Source organism: Luteolibacter sp. (genome assembly GCF_039920825.1).
Lineage (GTDB): Bacteria > Verrucomicrobiota > Verrucomicrobiia > Verrucomicrobiales > Akkermansiaceae > Luteolibacter.
This window is the reverse complement of record NZ_JBDSCX010000081.1, coordinates 52373-67175: the sequence shown is the minus strand read 5'-3', so window position 1 is coordinate 67175 and position 14803 is coordinate 52373. Positions and strand designations below refer to the sequence as shown.

General features: G+C 58.5%; 12 protein-coding genes. 5 read left to right on the top strand and 7 right to left on the bottom strand.

Going from position 1 to position 14803, the window contains the following annotated elements; genetic code table 11:
- Nucleotides 1-48: 48 nt before the first annotated feature.
- The gene (locus ABIQ96_RS23280; protein ID WP_348217051.1) at nt 49-1113 is read right to left on the bottom strand and encodes a Gfo/Idh/MocA family oxidoreductase; all 1065 of its coding nucleotides are present in this window, start codon (nt 1111-1113) and stop codon (nt 49-51) included.
- A 104-nt stretch (nt 1114-1217) separates the two neighbouring features.
- Between ABIQ96_RS23280 and ABIQ96_RS23275 the strand changes: the two genes are divergently transcribed.
- Genes ABIQ96_RS23275 through ABIQ96_RS23265 form a run of 3 tightly spaced genes read left to right on the top strand, consistent with a single transcriptional unit; the run spans nt 1218 to nt 4495 of the window.
- Nucleotides 1218-2333: a glycoside hydrolase family 76 protein gene (locus tag ABIQ96_RS23275; RefSeq protein ID WP_348217050.1), complete on the top strand. Its 1116-nt coding sequence runs from the start codon at nt 1218-1220 to the stop codon at nt 2331-2333.
- A gap of 51 nt (nt 2334-2384) precedes the next feature.
- Nucleotides 2385-3125: a hypothetical protein gene (locus tag ABIQ96_RS23270; protein ID WP_348217095.1), complete on the top strand. Its 741-nt coding sequence runs from the start codon at nt 2385-2387 to the stop codon at nt 3123-3125.
- Nucleotides 3122-4495 carry a class I SAM-dependent methyltransferase gene (locus ABIQ96_RS23265; protein ID WP_348217049.1) on the top strand — a complete coding sequence of 458 codons (1374 nt, stop codon included), beginning with the start codon at nt 3122-3124 and terminating at the stop codon, nt 4493-4495. Before ABIQ96_RS23270 ends, ABIQ96_RS23265 begins: the two co-directional genes overlap by 4 nt.
- Nucleotides 4496-4504: 9 nt before the next feature.
- Here ABIQ96_RS23265 and ABIQ96_RS23260 read toward each other — a convergent pair whose 3' ends face one another.
- Nucleotides 4505-4672 carry a hypothetical protein gene (locus ABIQ96_RS23260; protein ID WP_348217048.1) on the bottom strand — a complete coding sequence of 56 codons (168 nt, stop codon included), beginning with the start codon at nt 4670-4672 and terminating at the stop codon, nt 4505-4507.
- A gap of 72 nt (nt 4673-4744) precedes the next feature.
- Nucleotides 4745-5320 carry a fatty acid hydroxylase gene (locus tag ABIQ96_RS23255; protein ID WP_348217047.1) on the bottom strand — a complete coding sequence of 192 codons (576 nt, stop codon included), beginning with the start codon at nt 5318-5320 and terminating at the stop codon, nt 4745-4747.
- Between the two features lie 132 nt (nt 5321-5452).
- On the opposite strand from ABIQ96_RS23255, the gene ABIQ96_RS23250 reads away from it, so the two are divergent.
- Nucleotides 5453-6415: an alpha/beta fold hydrolase gene (locus ABIQ96_RS23250; RefSeq protein WP_348217046.1), complete on the top strand. Its 963-nt coding sequence runs from the start codon at nt 5453-5455 to the stop codon at nt 6413-6415.
- 6 nt (nt 6416-6421) lie between these two features.
- On the opposite strand, the gene ABIQ96_RS23245 is transcribed toward ABIQ96_RS23250, so the two are convergent.
- Nucleotides 6422-6631 (bottom strand): hypothetical protein, encoded by a 210-nt coding sequence (locus tag ABIQ96_RS23245; RefSeq protein ID WP_348217045.1) that lies wholly within the window; start codon nt 6629-6631, stop codon nt 6422-6424.
- 156 nt (nt 6632-6787) lie between these two features.
- Between ABIQ96_RS23245 and ABIQ96_RS23240 the strand changes: the two genes are divergently transcribed.
- Entirely contained in the window at nt 6788-8212 is a 1425-nt protein-coding gene (locus ABIQ96_RS23240) for a PLP-dependent aminotransferase family protein (RefSeq protein WP_348217044.1), read from the top strand.
- Between the two features lie 195 nt (nt 8213-8407).
- Here the strand turns inward: ABIQ96_RS23240 and ABIQ96_RS23235 are convergent, their stop codons facing one another.
- The 3 genes from ABIQ96_RS23235 to ABIQ96_RS23225 form a co-directional block, all read right to left on the bottom strand.
- Nucleotides 8408-8944, bottom strand: a complete 537-nt coding sequence (locus ABIQ96_RS23235; RefSeq protein ID WP_348217043.1) for a DUF3347 domain-containing protein — start codon at nt 8942-8944, stop codon at nt 8408-8410.
- 67 nt (nt 8945-9011) lie between these two features.
- Nucleotides 9012-11396, bottom strand: a complete 2385-nt coding sequence (locus ABIQ96_RS23230; protein ID WP_348217042.1) for a multicopper oxidase domain-containing protein — start codon at nt 11394-11396, stop codon at nt 9012-9014.
- A gap of 3 nt (nt 11397-11399) precedes the next feature.
- Nucleotides 11400-14801, bottom strand: a complete 3402-nt coding sequence (locus tag ABIQ96_RS23225) for a CusA/CzcA family heavy metal efflux RND transporter (RefSeq protein WP_348217041.1) — start codon at nt 14799-14801, stop codon at nt 11400-11402.
- Between the last annotated feature and the right edge of the window lie 2 nt (nt 14802-14803).

The window sequence follows — 14803 nt, the reverse complement described above, 5'->3', positions numbered from 1 at the left end:
AGTTGACAATGGCCGGAGGTAAACCGCCTTTCATTGACCCACCATGGGCTACGGCGATTCTGAGATTGCCGCTCCTCGGTTCTGAAGGAAAACTTTTGCACCGTCGGCTGCAGCACTTTGATAGATCGCCTCGATCAGCGCGACGGATTTCCTCGCTTCGTTCGCTGATGTGGAAGGCTCGCGGCCGTCATGGATGGCCCTAACGACTTCTTCGAAATTCCGCTGGTGCTGGTGGAATTGGATCGCCTTCGGATCGTTCGCTCCCAGAGCGGTTTGGCTTCCACGCATCAGGCAATTCGTGATCATCGTGTCGATCGGCATTTCGTTTTTGAAATCCCAGACCTCGAACGATTCATCCGCTAGGAAAACGGAACCGTCCGTGCCGCAGATTTGCACGCGTGCCGGGTGGCCTGACTTGGACCATGAGCAGGTGGATCCCTCGATCACCCCGCGGGCGCCGCTTTCAAATTCCAGGATCGCCACCGCCATGTCCTCGACCTCGATGCGTTCGTGGGCGAGGCAGGCGGTGTTTGCTTGCACCGATCTAACCGGGCCCGCGAGATGGACCAGCGCGTCGATGGTGTGGATGCCCTGGTTCATCAATGCTCCTCCACCATCTAACTCCCTCGTCCCGCGCCACGCGGCGGAATCGTAGTAAGCCTGGTCGCGGAACCATTTCACGTAACACGACGCCGAGGTGATTTTTCCGAAACGACCGGAGTCGCAGGCCGCCTTGAATACGTCCATCGCGGGATTGAAACGGCGGTTGAGAATGGCCGCCAACGTTTTTCCGCTCGCGGTCGCCGCAGCGATGAGGAGGTCGATGCGATCCGTCGTGATCTCCAGCGGCTTCTCACAGATCACGTGTTTTCCTGCGGCGAGAGCAGCGAGAGCGGGATCGAAATGCGCGCCGGAAGGCGTGGCGATGGTCACCATGTCCAGCTCCGGATCGGCGAGAAATTTTTCCAAATCGGAAATGCATTTTACCCCGTAATCCGCCGCGCTTTCGGAGCGGCGGCTGTAAACCGAATGCAGCGTCCCGCCATCCATCGCGCGGATCGCCTCCGCGTGAAAGCGCCCGATCGTCCCGGTCCCGATGATGCCGATGTTCATGGCGCAAGGCTGGCGGGATGGAATTTCCCCGTGAAGGGAAAAAGCCTGGGAAGTGGGAATTGACAGGACCTCGCCGATGAGTGCGTCTTGAACCCACCGCATTGATGAAAATTCTGAAATCCCTTCGGCACCTGATTCTCGCGTTCGGCATGTTCGGCTCCGTTTCCGCGCAAACCACCGATTCCGGTGTCTATGGCAAGCAGGCGGCGGAGGTGACGGAATACCTCCAGAAGAATTTCTGGGACCGGAAGACCGGACTTTACGCGGCGGCCATCGACAAAAAGACGCCCGATTTCATGTGGGGCTCCGGCGTGATGTTCTCCGCGCTGGCGGGTGCGACGCGGCATGATCCCAAATATAAATCGATCATGCGGAAATTTTTCGAAGGCATGGATGCGAATTGGGACACCAAGGTGAAAATCCCCGGTTACGAAGCCGCCCCAACCGCCGGCGGAGGAACCGACAAGTATTATGACGACAACGCCTGGATGGTCATCACCTTCCTCGAAGCCTACGACGTGACCGGCGAAAATCACTACCTCAAGCGCGCGGGGGAGACCCTCGACTTTGTGATGAGTGGCTGGGACGAACAAGGGGGTGGCGGCATCTGGTGGCACCAGCGGCACCTGGGCAATGGGAAAAACACCTGCGCGAATGCCCCGGCCGCGGTTGGGTGTTTCCGCATCTCGAAATTCAGCGACCCTAAGACCGCGGAGGCGCGTATCGCCGACGGCGGAAAAATCGTGAAGTGGACCACCGCCAACCTTCGCGGGAGCAACGGCCTTTTCGGCGATTCCCTCGACGTCGTCACCGGCAAGAAAAACATGGGACAGCTCACCTATAACTCCGCCCTGATGCTGCGCGCCTATCTCTCGCTCTACGCCCTCACCGGCCAGGACGTCTATCTGGACGAGGCGGAAGTCGTCGGCAAAGCCGCCGATGGGATGCTGGACAAGTCGACCGGTGCCTACCGCGATCCGATCAAGTGGTCGCACCTCATGGTCGAGGCCGACATCGAACTCTTTCGCTGGACGAAAAACGATCGCTACATGAAGCGCGCGAAAGCCAACTGCGACTTCCATTACGCCGAGTGGAAAAAGTCCCCGCCGTCCGATCTGATCGCCAACGCCTCGCTCGCCCGCGAACTCTGGCTTATGGCTGACATGGAAACAGATGCGGGACGAACGTTTTTGAAAAAGTCGGACAGACTGAGGAAATAGCCCCGCAGGACGCTCCTTGACCCGTGGCCGTAGACCGCCAAAGTGGCGGCGATGCGCCGCACGGATATCGTCCACACCCGTTTTCAATCGCTGGAAATCTGGAAATCGGAGCTGGTTACCGAGTTCCGCGTGGCGGGGGCGCTTCACGCTTCCTATCACCGCAAACGTTTTCTAACCGGCCTCGCGTGGGACCTGATCGCGGCGGCGGCGTTGCTCCGCAAGGACGGTCCGCCACGCTCGGTCCTGATGCTGGGGTTGGCCGGCGGCACGGCTTACCGCGTGCTGCGGCACTTGTTGCCGGATTGCAAGCTGACCGCCATCGATATTGATTCTGAAATCGTCGGGCTGGCACGGGAGCTCATGGATCTCGACGCGCTCGGCATCGAGGTGGTGATCGGCGACGCATATGGCTGGCTGGCGAAGAACAAACGGAAATTCGACATCGTGTTTGACGACATCTATCTGGCGGGAAAGACCGATGTCTTCCGCCCGCAGGCATGGAATCCCGAACTGATGGTCCATCTCCGCCGGGCAGTGGCTCCGGACGGTTTGCTCGCGGTCAATCTGGTGACCGGTGCCGGTCACCGTAAGATGCAGTCACTCACACGCCGGATTCTGTGCGAGGCGTTTCCTCAAGTCCGCACCCTGCGGACCGCCGAGGGGATGAACGAGGTTCTGGTGGCGGGAGATGCGGTGGCTACCGGCCGCCAGCTCGAAGCGTATGGCGAGGTGTTTCAGGATTGGCGGGACCGCATGTATTGGGACCGCATCGACGTCCGCAGGATTTCATGAAGGATGCCTCCATGCCCGACGTGATTCACGAACTCTATCAGAATCAGGCTTATCCGCCGATGAGCCATCCACTGTCGGATCCGGCGGTGAGCGCGGTGGCGGCGCGGATGATCGGTTTGAATACGTCGCATCCGGCAAAGTCGCGGATTCTGGAAATCGGCTGTTGCTCGGGACACAATCTGATCCCGCTGGCGATGCGGTGGCCGGACAGTGAATTCACCGGAATTGATCTGGCGGAATCATCGATCGATGAAGCGCGCGAACGTGCCGCTGCCTGCGGAGTTGGAAACGTCGATTTCCTTGCGGCTGATCTCACAAGCTTTGAGCCGTTAGGAGGGCCGTTCGATTTCATCATCGCCCACGGTTTTTTCTCATGGGTGCCGGATGGGGTGAAAGCAGCGTTGCTCGTCTTCTGCCACAAGCATCTCGCACCATCGGGCATCGCGACCATCAGTTTCAATCTGGAATGTGGATGGCTTCCACGTTTCCCGGTGATCGCAAAGGTGCGTGCCATCCAACAAGTGGGGGGAGGGGATGAAATTGCCGCGCTGCAAATTCTAAAGACGATCACCGGTGCGGACGATCCGGAACTGGAGATCATCGGCGACATGATCGCCAAGGGACCAGCGATTCTAGCGTTCGACGACTTCGGCCCGGTCAATGACCCATGGCCGTTGGATCGCTTCGTCCAAGCGGCTGCGAATGCGGGATTGCGCTGGCTGGGCGAGTCCGATCCCGGCGAGAATCTTCCGACAGCGCTGGATGAAAAGGAGATCAAGGCGTTGAAGCATTCTTCGAAAGATCCGCTGGCCTTCCAGATGGCCATGGATAAAGCATCCGGCCGGACGTTCCGCTCCGGAGTTCTGTGCCGCGATGACACCCCGGTGATTCCGAAAGCGGTGGGGGCGATCGTCGGGGATCTCTGCCTGAGACTTGGCCGAACGGTGCAGGACCCGTTAGCTGTGGAGCTTCACCGGGCGATCGGAGCGTCAGCGCCGTCCTGTTTGCCGGTTAGGGAAATTTTCCAAGAATCCAATTGCGAGGGTTTCGAGGCCACAGCCCGCGGGATCATGACCGGGATCACACGCGGTTGGATTCGTCCGCGGATCGAACCGGTGCGTTTCGTGAGTGAGACGCCATCCTTTCCGAAGCTTGATGCGTTTCGGCTACTGTGTGCCCGTCAGGCCCTGCCCTTGGTCGATGTCTGGCATCAGCCCTGCACGTTTCCCGCAGCGCATTTCCAAGTGTTAGCCGCGATGGACGGAAGCAAAAGCCGCGAGAAATTGGCGGCCATTTCCAAAAGCCAATGCCCGGAACTCGTCTTCGAGCCCTGGCTTCGACATCTCGCTTGGCGAGGGATGTTTTCCTGAATCGGAAAACTATTTGGTGCCGACGACCGTCTGGCATTGGCTTCCATAGCCTTTGAAATGACCGGGAAGGCATTTGCAGGATTGCTTCATCTGCATCGGGTCGATCGGGGTGACGGTGCGGCAGGAACTTGCGAAAAGGGCAAGGGCGACGACAGGGAACAGCATTAGGGATTTCATCGGATCAATCGGGTGTGATTGATCTTTAGCAAATCCGAACGGAAAAATCCAGCATTCTCTTTCCGCCGGAAATCAGGCGGTCGGCTGCATGTTTGGCACCGATGGCCCTTCCGCTTGCTTGAAATGGGTCTTCGCACGGGCCATGAACGTCCCGAGGCACAAGTCGGCGACCGGTAGCACCACGTTGAAATTCTTGTGCATGTAGCGGTGATGCAGCAGGTGATGGCCGTTGAGGCGGCGGAACCACCAGGGTTTTTCCACCCGCCGGGCCTTTGGCAAATGCATGCACCAGTGGATGTATTCGTAAAAACAGTAGTAGGACGTGAAGGCGACAGCACCGCCGACCACAAAGGCCCATTGGCCGGTCAGCCAGGAAAGAGCGGCAAAAGGAATCGCACCGATCAGGATCAGCACCGGGCCGTTCCACCAAGCCATCGGGATGGTTTCCTTGTCCTTTTCGTGGATCAAATGATACGTGTGATCCGCCTTGAAAGTCTTGTGGTGGACGACTGCGTGGGCTTGAAACGCGTAGCGAAAATTCCAAACCGGACGGTGCATCACGTATTTGTGAAGGGTCCATTCGAAAAACGAGGCGAAGACGATGCCGACGGCGAGGCCAGTGAGACACCAGAGGATGAAGATGATCATGAATGAATAGGGAAAGCTTTCCGTGCGCACGCACCGCTACAAGGGACGTGGGACGCTGGCAAGTGCCTTTATCAAACACGGGCGGCTCTTGCAGGTGCGATGATCCGTGTTTAAATCTCTGCGACCAATTTCATGCCATTGATCCGGGAATCCCTCTACCGCTCGCCATCGTGGCTTCCAGGTGGACATGCGCAAACGATTTACCCCGCCCTGTTCCGGCGGGTGCCGCGCGTCACACGACGGGCGGAGCGGCTGGAACTGCCTGACGGCGATTTCATCGATCTGGAATGGGCGGAGCAGGGGAATTCACGACTCGCGATTCTGTCCCACGGTCTGGAGGCCGATTTGAAAACCGGCTACATCCAAGGCATGGCCGCGGCGTTGGTCCGCCGTGGCTGGGACGTGCTGGCCTGGAATTTTCGCGGTTGCGGCGACGAGCCCAACCGGCTGTTGCGGATGTATCACAGCGGTGCGACGGAAGATCTGCAGGCGGTCGTTTCGCATGCTCTTGGAAATCATCCGGCGGAATCCATCGATCTCATCGGCTTCAGTCTCGGCGGAAATCTAACACTCAAATATCTCGGCGAGAACCCGACGGATCTTCCACCCGAAGTCCGTCGCGCGGTCGCTTTTTCAGTTCCGTGCGACCTCGCCTGCTCGTCGCGCGAACTCGCCACCGCTTCCAACCGCATCTACATGGAGCGTTTCCTCGTCGCCATGCGTGCGAAGATCCGCGCCAAAGACCGCCTGTTTCCGGATGAGGTTGATCTAACTGGCCTGGCGGACATCCGCACCTTCCAGGAGTTCGACGACCGCTACACCGCGCCGATCCATGGTTTCAAGAATGCCGCGGACTATTGGGAGAAGAACAGTTGCCGGCAGTTTCTTCCTCACATCACGCTGCCGACACTGTTGGTAAATGCGGCAAACGATCCGTTTCTTGGCCCGGGTTGTTATCCCGGTGAAGAAGCTGCTTCGAGTGAGTTCTTCCATTTCGAATCACCTGCGACGGGCGGCCACGTCGGGTTTGCTGCATTCGGAAACGGCGGGGAGTATTGGTCGGAAACCCGGGCTCTTGAGTTTCTTGGGAGCTGATAGCGATCAATGGAACAGGAAATACGTCGCCAGCGAGAAGAAGCCGAACCACACGAGACCGATATGAGTGACGCCGAACGAGCGGGCACCGACGGATTCCGCTGGATCGTCGATGTGCGGTCCGAACAGAACCGCATATTTCGCGACCAGCCACATTCCGAAGAGCGACCAGCCGAGGATGAAAAAAACGAGGGCGGTTTTGACGATGTAGATCATGGCGTTTGGTTCCTCAGACGCTGGATTCTAGGCATGGGATGGACGGCAAAACAGATACAGTCCGGGGGATTTCAGGGAAGCACAGATGGTACAGATTCCGAATTTATCGAGATTTTTCAAAATTGTAACTGGCAGCCACCGCCGGATCAGAGCATCATGACTGCAATGAAAGCGGCCGTGCCTCTCTATCAGGATCTGGCGTCGCGGCTTGCCGGATTGATCCGCGCCGGGACGTTCTCGGCGGGAGACAGGCTGCCATCCGTGAGGCAGGCCAGTCGCGAGCATCAGGTGAGCATCACGACAGTGATGGAAGCCTACCGCTCGTTGGAAGATCAGGGCATCATCGAGGCGCGGCCTAGATCGGGCTATTACATCCCGCCGCCGGTCTTGGATTTGTCCAAACTGCCGACGGCGGCAAAGCATTCGACCAAGCCGTTGGTGATCGCGCAAACATCCATTTTCCAGTCGGTGATGGATCTGGCGGAAAACCGCAAGGTGGTTCCGTTCGCCGCCGCCGCGCCGGATGAATCCATCATTCCTTCCGCGAAACTCGCTTCGATCACGAACGCCGTGATGCGGAAATTCAAATCCGACGCCCTCCGTTACACCCCGCCGATGGGCCGGCGCGAGCTGCGGATCGCACTTTCGCGAAGGCTGTTAGTCGCGGGAATCAAGGCGGGACCGGATGAACTCATCACCACCCACGGTGCCACCGAAGCGTTGCTGTTGGCGTTGCGGGCGACCACGAAACGCGGCGACTTGGTGGCCGTGGAAACTCCCACCTATTTCGGCATTCTCCATCTGATCCGCGACCTCGGCCTGCGGGCGATCGAGGTTCCGGTTTGCGCTCGCGATGGCATGGTCGTAGATGCCTTGGAAGCCGCGTTGAAAAAGCATCGCATTGCGGCCTGCGTGGTGCAGCCGAATTTTCAGAACCCGATCGGCAGCGTCATGAGTCCGGAGTCCAAAAAGCGCCTCGCGAAACTATCAGAAAGCCATGGATTCGCCATCATCGAGGACGATGTTTACGGCGAGCTTTCCCACGACGGCGGCCGCCCATCGTCCATCGCGCTTTATGGCGGGAACGTCATTCACTGTGGCTCTATTTCGAAAACCATCGCACCCGGCTTCCGCGTCGGCTGGATACTGCCTGGGATCTATCAGCAAGAAGTCAAACGCCTGAAAACCATCCAATGTCCGTGGAACGCAACTCTCTCCGAACTCGTCGTCGCGGAGTTCCTCGATGCCGGCGGCTACGACCGCCACTTGCGCCGGATCCGCCAATTGTATGCCTTGCAGTGTGCGCGCACCCGACAGGCGGTGATCCAACATTTTCCCGTGAGTTGCCGGGTGAACCAACCCGCGGGCGGCTTTGTCTTATGGATCGAAATGCCTGCGGAGTTCGACTCGGAAACCTTCACAGTGGACGCCGTCGCGAAAGGAATCAGTCTGGTGCCAGGGACGCTTTTCTCACCGTCCGGCGGATTGAAAAACTGCTTCCGTCTGAGCTGCGGATTTGCCTTCGGTCCGCGCACGCTGGATGCGATCGCGACCTTGGGGAGACTGGCAGGGAAGTTCTGACGAAATGCGTGGTACGACATCCCGACAATTACAGGCGGGTCGTGATTTGACGAGCGGGTTTCCGGGGTTTCTCCGCCCCGAACGCACTTCAATTTCGCCAGATACTTCGTGGGTTCCATTCCTAAATTCGGCTCGCAGTTCTTGCAGCAGAATTTCAGCGTATTGCCTTGAGTTTGTTTAATTCTAACCGGGAAGTCACGGGATGGACCCGGCTGTGAGACTCTTCGTGACCTCCCCGCATTCGAGCATCGATTCACCGTAGTAAGGATTGCGAATGGCGGTGCTTTCGGAAATCCAGTCGGCACCTTTTCCGCCCATCGCCATCGGGCAATGCTGAATGCTGATCCTTCCTCCTGCTAAATTCTGCTGGAAGATCGGAACCAGTGCGGCGACCAGCGTCTGAAACGAGGCGCGCTGGGCTTTCAGGTCGCCGGTGGCGGCGATGGCCTTCGTCGCTTCGGTCACCGCAGGAACCTCCGAGTCGATTCCTGCGGCGGCGGCCTTGGCGGCGGAGGCATCGCTTTTAACGAGGGCAGTCTTGAGGGCGATATAACTTTTGAAAAGCCGGTAGGTCGCGGCGTCCTTGAAGACCACACCATCTCCATCAGGAATGGTGGCGGATTCGGGAGTTACGGCGGAAGTGGACGAAGACTCAGGTTTGCAGGAGACGAGTGCGGTCAGAGCAGTGGTGGCGAGGACAAAAAGCAGGGTCATCGGATGGAGTCGGTTCATGGTGTTTGTTGATTTCGGGGTTGTTGGTAGATTTGGATGGGCTGATGGGCTGAGTGCGGTGGGAATTTCAGAAACGGACCGTGATTCCAGCACCGAGTCCGTAGTCCGTGTCCCAGATTGTGGTTACGGAGAAATACTGATTGATGAGATAGCTAAATCCCGCCTGCGAGGACCATTTGTCGTGGGTGTCATACTCCACCTCGCCGAAGATCCCGAGTCGCGGAGTCAGCATGATCTCGCGATCCAGCGTGACCCGGGCCCCGCCGTCGGAATCGATCCATGCACGCGACATGAAGTTACCAGGCAACAGAAAGCTGACGCCGGCGATCGCGCGCTCCGTGTCGCTGTCAGAGTTGTTTCCTTCCGCATAAACTCCGGCGAAGACGGTCGTGAAGCGGTTGAAGTAGCGTCCATAGGTGAGGTCTCCTTCCCAATCGATGCCGTCGGAGGCATGCCACCCGGCCTCCCATTCGAGCGAAATGATGTTGAGTGGATCGGAGAGGGTGAGCCTGCCCTGAGTCTCGCTGCTCAGGATGTCGGCAAAGCCGTAGAAGAGCCAGGGATTGGCTTCCTGATAGATCCTGTCGCGGACGGCAGCGGTTTCGGGAGCGGGAGTGTAACCTTCGTATTCCACAATGCGGGCCATGCCGCTCATCATGTGATAGAGCAGGTGGCAGTGGAAAAACCAGTCGCCCGGCTCGTCTGCCATGAACTCGATGACGGTGGTGGACATCGGCTCGACATCCACGGTGTGTTTGAGCGGCGAGCGGTTTCCCTGGCCATTGAGCACCCGGAAGAAGTGGCCGTGGAGATGCATCGGGTGATGCATCATGGTTCGGTTGATCATGATGAATCGCACGACCTCGCCCTCGCGAATGTGAAGGTCGTCGCCGGGCTGGATCGGCTTGTTGTTGATCATCCAGACATAGCGGGTCATGTCGCCGTCGAGGGTGAGTCGGAACTCGCGACGAGGCGCGCTTGCCGGGTAGGACGTGTCTCGGGTGGCGCGCAGTTTCTTGTACGGCGCAAACGGGCGTTCCGTGGACATCATGCCATCGGTGGCTAACAACGGAGCACGGGCAGCGTCGTCGCGGAGCAGGAAGTCATACCAAACGGGCGGGTTGTGTTTCACTCCCATGTCTTGCATTCCGGACATCGACGAGTGATCCATGCCGCTCATCCCGTGATCCATCTTCATGGTAGAATGATCCATCTTCGAATGATCCATCTTCGAATGATCCATATTGGACATGTCCATGCCAGACATATCCATGCCGGGCATCGACTCGTGGTCCATGCCTTGCATGGCCATTTGCATTTTCATAGGACCGTTATGGCCCATGCCTTCCATATGCATTCCCGGGGAGTCGAATTTCCCGGCGTCCACGTCCCGGTCAGGCATTCCCATGGAACCTGCGGGGGTAAGAGCAAAGGCGTTCTTCCAGTTGAAGCCCATCATCGTGTCATACACGAAAGGCATGGGCAGATCCTTCGCCGGATGTCTCTCGCCGGAACCGATCCAGAGTGAGGAATGACCGCTGCCATCGTGAGCAGTGGCACGAAATTCGTAGGCTCCGCTGGCAGGGACTTTCACGAGGACATCATAGGTTTCAGCGATTCCGATCAAGATCGGCTTCATCATTTTCAGCGGCACCACCGCCTGACCGTCGGCGGAAACGATCGTCATCGGCCCGCCCGCATAGCTGAGGTGGAAAAAGGAACTGGCCGAGCCGTCGATGATGCGCAGACGGATGGTCCGGCCGGGTCCGGCTGCTAGAGACTCCTCGGGCTTTCCGTTCACGAGAAACGCGTCGTAGGCCACATCCGCGAGGTCCATGGCAGGCATCCTCATTCCTTCGCGTCCGAACCAGGCACCGAGTTTGCCGGTCTTGGCCGCGCCTAGCAGACTCTGCGAAGTTCCCTTTTCAACTCCGAAATATTCCGATCCCCGGCGCAGGTTGCGGAGGATTTCCATCGGATTCTTGTTGGTCCAATCCGAAAGAACCACGACGTGCTCCATGTCCGCGTTACCTCCCCGTTTTCTCGGCAAGATGACGATGGACCCGAAGACCCCGCGCTGCTCCTGGAGCATGGTGTGCGAGTGATACCAATACGTGCCGCTCTGCCGTATAGGGAAACGATAAGTGAATGTTTCCCCCGGCTCGATGCCGGGATAGGTGATGAAAGGCACTCCGTCCATATCCGGGGGAACAAGCATGCCGTGCCAATGGACCGAAGTGGCGGTATCCATCATGTTATGGACGTGAATAACTGCGGTGTCGCCCTCGGTGAAGCGAAGCGTGGGACCGGGAATCCCGCCGTTGATGGTCATGGCATTCACTGCCTTGCCGGTGATGTTGACCTGTTGTTTGGCGATGCTGAGATGATAGACCACCTCTCTCGCGTGGAGGAAATTTGGTAGTAAGGCGAGAACGAGGAGGAAGGATTTCATTTTTCAGTTTTCGGAGTCGTGGTGAAGGGATGCGTGAAGTGTGCCTTTCTTAAACTCGCGCCCACGCAGCCAGAGGAAGATGACGGGAGTGACGATGAGGATATGCAGCAGGCTGGAGATCATACCGCCGATGACGGGAGTGGCTAATGGTTTCATGATTTCCGCGCCTTGGCGGTGGCTCCACATGATTGGCAACAGGCTGCAAACAATGGTGGCGACCGTCATGACCTTCGGCCGCAGGCGGAGGCGGGCCCCGTCTTTCACGGCTTGGACCAGGTCGTCGTAAGTGAAAGCCGCGCCTTTTTCCAACAGCCGGGCTTTCACGGTTTCCTCCAGATAGACGACCATGACGACGCCGGTTTGCACGGCGGTGCCGAACAGCGCGATGTAGCCGACCCAGACCGCGCCGTTGAAGTTATAGCCTAGGAGTTTTTGCAACAGCACGCCGCCGCTGAGGGCGAAGGGCACGGCTAACATGACGTGGGCGGCTTCCAGTGCGCTGTGATAGACGAAGTAAAGCAGGACGAAGATCACCATCAGCACGAGCGGGAAAACGAGCTGCATGGTCTTGACGAAGCGTCGTTGGTTCTCGAACTCGCCGGTCATCTTATAAGTCATGCCTTCCATGTCGATGGTCTTGAGCTTTTGCTCCACTTCCTCGACGAAGCCGCCGAGGTCGCGGTCCTGCACATTCGCCTGCACATAGGAACGCAGCAGGCCGTTTTCGGAAGCGATTTCGTTAGCCCCGACCTCGCGGGAGATCTTGGCAACCATCGCCAGCGGAATGAACGGGACGGTCTCGGAACTTTTCGCGCCTGTCATGGCGGGGGCTGCGGCCGCACCGCCCATGCCGCCACCGCCCATGCCGCCACCGCCCATGCCGCCGGAGGGAGCCGCAGCGGCAGAGCTCATGCCAGGCTTGGCGGCAACGAGGATGCGGCCAAGTTTCTCGATGTCGTCGCGCTCGCTGCGCTGGACGCGGATCTGGATCGGGAAACGTTCGCGGCCTTCGATGGTGGTGCTGACGTTTTTCCCGCCGATGGAAACCTCGACCGCGTCTAACACGTCCTTGGCACTCATCCCATAGCGGGCCATGGCGACGCGATCGACCTTGATGTTGAGATAGGGTTTGCCCTGCACACGGGAAGCGGAAACTCCGGCGGCTCCGGGGATGGTGTTGACGAGTTTCTCGATCTCGAAGGCCTTGCGCTGGATCTTGTCGAGGCTGTCGCCATAAATCTTGATGCCGACCTGGGCGCGGATGCCGGTGTAGAGCATGAGGATGCGGTTCTCGATCGGCTGGAGAAACGCAGGGACGTAGCCGGGGACGAGTTTCATTTTTTCCGTTAGCTCGGCTTTGAGCTTGTCGATGGTCATGCCTTCGCGCCACGCCGGATTGCGCTTCACGCTGAATTTTCCGTCGGCGATATACTCGGGCTTGAGCATGATCGTCGTCTCCAGCATCTCCGTGGGAGCGGGGTCGGTGGCGGTTTCGAAACGGCCGAGTTTGCCGGCGACGGTGAGGACTTCCGGGGTGGCTGCGATGATGGTGTCCTGCCAGGACATGACCCGCTGGATTTCCGTTAGTCCGGTTTTGGGGATCATCACGGGCATGTAAAGCAGGCTGCCTTCATTGAGCGGCGGCATGAATTCCTTGCCGAAACCGGTGACGAGACTGGCGGTGCGTTCATAGCCTTTGTCGTGGATTTGTTTTACCCAACCCCGAGGAAGACCGAAAGCAGTTAGAAGCGCTACGGACAGGATGAGCATGGCAATGCCAACGACGGTCTTGCGATGTTCAAGCGCCCAATTTAGCGTGGGCTCATACAATCGCAGCAGGAATTTCATCACGATGTTGCGATCCTCGGAATGGAACGGACCACGCACCAGCAGCGAGCAAAGCACCGGCACGAGGGTCACGGCTAACAGCGTGGAGCCGATCATCGCGAAGGTCTTGGTGAACGCCAGCGGGTGGAAAAGTTTTCCTTCCTGACCCGAAAGCGCGAACACCGGCACGAAGGCCAGAATGATGATCGCCATGGCGAAGAAAATCGGCCTGCCGACTTGCTTGCAGGCGGCGAGCGTGGTTTGCAACGTTTCTTTCGAAGTGAGTGGCGAGCCTTTCTCGTCCTCGGCTTTTTCGCAATGGCGCAGGACGTTTTCGGTCACGACGATGGCCGCATCCACCAGCACGCCGATGGCGATGGCGATGCCGGTTAGAGACATGATGTTGCTGGTGATACCGAACTGTTTCATCATCAGGAACGAGATGAGGATGGAGATCGGCAATGGCAGCGTGACGATGAGAATGCTGCGGAAGTGCCAGAGGAAAATGATGTGGGCGAGCGTGACGAGGATGATTTCTTCCAGCAGCGCGTGCTTGAGCGTGTCGATGGTGTGGTCGATGAGTTCGCTGCGGTCGTAGAACGGTTTGATGGTGATGCCGGGCGGCAGGCTGGGTGCGATCTGTGCGATTTTTTCCTTCACGCGTTCGATGACCGCCTTGGCGTTTTCCCCAGTGCGCATGACGACGGTTCCGCCGACCGCTTCGTGGCCATTGAGGTCGAGTGCGCCGCGCCGGAAGTCCCCGCCGATCTGGACGGTGGCGATGTCCTTCAGATAGATCGGCGTGCCTTCCATGGCTTTGACTGTCACGAGCTCGAGGTCTTCCGTGCTGGTCACGAGGCCAATCCCGCGTAGCACGAACTCCGCGCCGTTTTCCTCAACGACCTTGCCGCCGACGTTGAGATTGGCATTCTGAACCGCGGTCATGACTTCCATCAGGGTGACGTTCGCCGCGCGCATCTTGGTCGATGAAAGCTCGATCTGATACTGCTTTACGAAACCGCCGATGCTGGCGACTTCCGCCACGCCCTGGACGCTGGCGAGCTGATAGCGGATATACCAATCCTGCACCGAGCGGAGTTTCGCGAGATCGTAGCCGCCGTCTTTCGCTTTTTCAGGATCGACGGAGAGATAGTACTGATAGACCCAGCCGAGTCCCGAAGCGTCCGGGCCGAGCTGGGGGGTGACATCCTGAGGCATCGAACTCTGGAGGAAATTCAAGCGTTCCAGCACGCGGGTCCGGGCGAAATAGGTGTCCACGCCATCCTCGAAAATGATGGTGCTCAGCGAAAAGCCGAACATCGAGCTGGCACGGACTTCCTTCACTCCGGTAAGTCCCTGGAAACCGGTGGTGAGCGGATAGGTCACCTGATCCTCGACTTCCTGCGGACTGCGGCCCGGCCACTCGGCATAAACGAGCACCTGATTCTCCGTGAGGTCCGGGATGGCATCGACGGGCGTTAGATAAACTGCCCTTACACCCAGCGCGATGATGAGCAGGGTGGCACAGGCAATGAGGAACCGGTTTTTCAGGCTCCATTCGATGATGCGTTCGATCATGG